A 3,032-nucleotide genomic window follows, 5' to 3' on the forward strand; every position below is an offset into this window, starting at 1 on the left:
TGGCGGGCCTCACCGCCGCGCGCGTGGTCTGGTTCGGGCTCGGCGCCGACGCGCACGTGCGAGCCGTCGACATCTCCGCGCACGCGCGCGGCACCGACTTCACCGTCGAGCTTGCGGGCAGCGAGTCCTCCCGGGTCCGCTTCGGGGTGCTCGGCGAGCACCACGTGATGAACGCCCTCGCGACGATCGCGGCGGCGACCGAGCTCGGCGTGCCCCTCGACGAGATCGTCGCGGCGMTCGAGTCGGTCACGCTCGCCGAGCGCTGGCGCATGCAGCTCATGGGCGGCCGCGACGACATCACCGTCATCAACGACGCGTACAACGCCAGCCCCGACTCGGTGGCGGCGGCGCTCAAGACGCTCGCCCAGGTGCGCGCACCCGGCTCGCAGGCGATCGCCGTGCTCGGCGAGATGAGCGAGCTCGGCGAGTTCTCGGGGGAGGAGCACGACCGCATCGGACTGCTTGCGGTGCGCCTCGGCATCTCGCAGCTCGTGGTCGTCGGAGAGGGCGCGCGGCGCCTGCACATCACGGCCATCAACGAGGGCTCGTGGGACGGCGAATCGACCTATGTCGAGACGGCCGACGAGGCGTACGAGCTCGTGACGGGCCTGGCCCGCCCGGGTGACACGATCCTCGTGAAATCCTCGAACTCGGCGGGTCTCCGCCACCTCGGCGACCGACTGGGAGAATGGTCCTCGTGAGAGCACTGTTGACCGCCGGGGCGTTGTCGCTCGCTTTCACGCTCTTCCTGACGCCGCTCTTCATCCGGCTGTTCACGCGGTTGGGCTGGGGCCAGTTCATCCGCGACGACGGGCCCAAGAGCCATCACGTCAAGCGGGGCACGCCCACGATGGGCGGCATCGTCTTCATCCTCGGCAGCCTCTTCGGGTACTTCACCTCGACGCTGCTGGTGTCGAACGAGCCGCCGACGGCATCCGCCATGCTCGTGCTCTTCATGATGGTGGGTCTCGGCGTCGTCGGCTTCATCGACGACTTCCTGAAGACCCGCAAGAAGCAGAGCCTCGGGCTCGGCGGGTGGGCGAAGGTACTCGGGCAGGTGGTGGTGGCCGCCGCGTTCGCGCTCCTCGCGCTCCAGTTCCCGAATGACGACGGCGTCACGCCCGCGAACACGAGCATCTCGTTCATCCGCGACCTGCCGCTCGACTTCATGGTCTTCGGCACGATCGTGGGCGTGATCCTCTACGTCATCTGGATCTGCCTGCTCACGGCCGGCGCGTCGAACGGGGTGAACGTCACCGATGGCCTCGACGGGCTCGCCGGCGGCGCCTCCATCCTCGCGATCGGGTCCTTCGTCGTCATCGGCTTCTGGCAGTTCAACCAGTCGTGCTTCAGCGAGAGCCTCAACCAGAGCGACGCCTACCGGTGCTACGACGTGCGCGACCCGCTCGACATCGCCATCGTCGCCACGGCCATCGTGGGCGGGCTCATCGGATTCCTCTGGTGGAACACGAACCCGGCCCACATCTACATGGGCGACACCGGGTCGCTCGCCCTCGGCGGCGCCCTCGCGGCGCTCGCCATCGTCAGCCACACCGAGCTGCTCCTGCTCCTCATCGGCGGCCTCTTCGTGATCGAGACCGGCTCGGTGATCGTGCAACGGGCCTACTTCAAGCTCACGGGCGGCAAGCGCATCTTCCTGATGAGCCCGATCCACCATCACTTCGAGCTCAAGGGCTGGGCCGAGGTCACGATCGTCGTGCGCTTCTGGATCATCGGCGGCCTGTTCGTGGCGGCGGGGGTCGGCAGCTTCTACTTCGAATGGCTGCAGAGTTGAGCGGGTCGGATGCCGCGTCCGTCGCCGATCGCCTCGAGACGCTCACCAGCTGGAACGCCGACTGGCGCGGCCTCCGGGTGGCGGTGCTCGGCCTGGGCGTCACGGGATTCGCGGTCGCCGACACGCTGACCGAGCTGGGCGCCGACGTGCTGGTGCTCGCACCCGCGGCTGACGACGATCGCGCGCGCATCCTCGAGGTCATCGGGGCGCGATTGGTGCGGCATCCGCTCGATTCGGTGCCCGACGAGCTCGTCGCCTTCGCACCGGAGCTCGTGGTCGCCTCCCCGGGCTTCCACCCCGACCATCCCGTGCTGGACTGGGCGGCCGAGCAGGTGGTCGCCGTCTGGGGCGACATCGAGCTCGCGTGGCGCGTCCGCGACAAGGTGAACGCCGCCGACTGGATCCTCGTCACCGGCACCAACGGCAAGACGACGACGGTGCAGATGACGGCGACGTTCCTCGCGGCCAACGGCCTTCGGGCGGCGCCGTGCGGCAACATCGGCGTGCCCGTGCTGGATGCCGTGCGCGATCCCGGCGGCTTCGACGTGCTCGTCGTGGAGCTGTCGAGCTACCAGCTCCACCACCTGCCCACGGCGGGCCCGGGTGCGCTGCATCCGTGGGCCAGCGTCGTGCTGAACATCGCCGACGACCACTTGGACTGGCACGGCTCCGCCGAGGCATACCGGGCGGCGAAGGCCACCGTGTACGCGAACACGATGGTGGCCTGCGTCTACAACCGTGCCGACGAGGCGACCATGCACATGGTCGAGGACGCGGAGGTCGAGGAGGGCGCGCGCGCCATCGGCTTCGGCCTCGACGTGCCGGGGCCGAGCGACTTCGGCGTCGTCGAGGGCATCCTCTGCGATCGCGCCTTCCTCGACGAGCGTCGCACCGCCGCGCTCGAGATCATCACCCTCGGCGAGCTCGAGCCGCACGGCCTCGACGCTCCGCACGTCGTGCAGAACATCCTCGCCGCCTCCGCGCTCGCGCGGTCCTACGGCGTGCCGGTCGGCGTCATCCACGATGCGCTCGGCGACTTCCGCCTCGACGCGCACCGGATCGAGACGGTCGCGGTGGCCGGCGGCATCCGCTGGATCGACGACTCGAAGGCGACGAACCCGCACGCGGCCGAGGCGTCGCTGCGCGCGTTCGGCCGGGTGGTGTGGATCGTCGGCGGGCTCCTCAAGGGGGTCGATGCCGACGCGCTCGTGGCCGCGCACGCCGGACGGCTGCGCGC

At 69.9% G+C, this 3,032-nt stretch carries 3 protein-coding genes; all 3 read left to right on the top strand.

The genetic code is table 11. The features are described from left to right. Positions 1–701 (top strand): glutamate ligase domain-containing protein (locus AC1DY2_RS17915; RefSeq protein WP_476763641.1); only part of this gene is annotated, 701 nt, incomplete at its 5' end. Beyond that, a complete protein-coding gene (mraY, locus tag AC1DY2_RS17920; protein WP_476763642.1) occupies positions 698–1,795 on the top strand; it encodes a phospho-N-acetylmuramoyl-pentapeptide-transferase in 1,098 nt (365 codons plus the stop codon). The genes AC1DY2_RS17915 and mraY, both read left to right, overlap by 4 nt. Then, a partial coding sequence (murD, locus tag AC1DY2_RS17925) for a UDP-N-acetylmuramoyl-L-alanine--D-glutamate ligase (protein WP_476763643.1) occupies positions 1,780–3,032 on the top strand: 1,253 nt, incomplete at its 3' end. The genes mraY and murD, both read left to right, overlap by 16 nt.

This window comes from Agromyces sp. P1_H4 (genome assembly GCF_056405255.1).